The organism is Pseudomonas sp. K8, from assembly GCF_014889455.1.
GTDB lineage: Bacteria > Pseudomonadota > Gammaproteobacteria > Pseudomonadales > Pseudomonadaceae > Aquipseudomonas > Aquipseudomonas veronii.
The window spans coordinates 1-1052 of record NZ_VJWO01000119.1; the positions used below are offsets into that span (position 1 = coordinate 1).

At 60.6% G+C, this 1052-nt stretch carries 1 protein-coding gene; it reads left to right on the forward strand.

Annotated features, from left to right (window positions below):
* Positions 1 to 1052, forward strand: a 1052-nt coding sequence (locus INT12_RS30460) for a tandem-95 repeat protein (RefSeq protein WP_193059176.1), incomplete at both ends; no start/stop codon positions are given.

Genomic DNA, 1052 nt, shown 5'->3' on the forward strand with positions numbered 1-1052 from the left:
AGATCCGGCCCACGGCATCGAAGTCAAGCTTTCCGCCACTGATATCGATGGCGTGGAGAACGTGAAATCGTTCACCGTCGGCACGCCAACCAATGGCACGTTCTATACCGACGCGGCCATGACCAAGTCGGTAACCGGCTCGATTGACGCAGTCAACGGCGAAGCCACGGTTTACTTCAAGCCGAACGAAAACTTCAACGGCACGGCGAACTTCACCTATACCGCGACCGACAGCGGTAATGCTGACGGCAGCAACCCGCTGACTTCGACCCCAGCTAACGGCACTATCACCGTGACTCCGGTCAACGATGCACCGGTCGCCGAACCGACCACCGCAACGGGTTCCGAAGATCCGGTTCAAGGCATCGAAGTCAAACTGAGCGCGACCGACGTAGACGGCGTGACAGACGTGAAATCCTTCACCGTCGGCACGCCAACCAACGGCACCTTCTACACCGACGCGGCGATGACCAAGCCAGTGACTGGCTCGATTGACGCCGTCAACGGCGAAGCCACCGTTTACTTCAAGCCGAACGCGAACTTCAACGGCACCGCGAACTTCACCTACACCGCCACCGACGGTGGCATTGCTGACGGCGGCAGCCCGCTGACCTCGGCTCCGGCCAACGGCACTATCACCGTGACCCCGGTCAACGATGCGCCGGTCGCCGCACCGACCACCGCAACGGGTTCTGAAGATCCGGTTCAAGGCATCGAAGTCAAACTGAGTGCGACCGACGTAGACGGCGTGACAGACGTGAAATCCTTCACCGTCGGCACCCCAACCAACGGCACCTTCTACACCGACGCGGCGATGACTAAACCGGTGACCGGTTCCATTGACGCAGTCAACGGCGAAGCCACCGTTTACTTCAAGCCAAACGAAAACTTCAACGGCACCGCGAACTTCACCTACACCGCTACCGACGGCGGTATCGCTGACGGCGGCAGCCCGCTGACCTCGGCTCCAGCCAACGGCACTATCACCGTGACTCCGGTCAACGATGCACCGGTCGCCGAACCGACCACAGCAACGGGTTCCGAAGATCCGG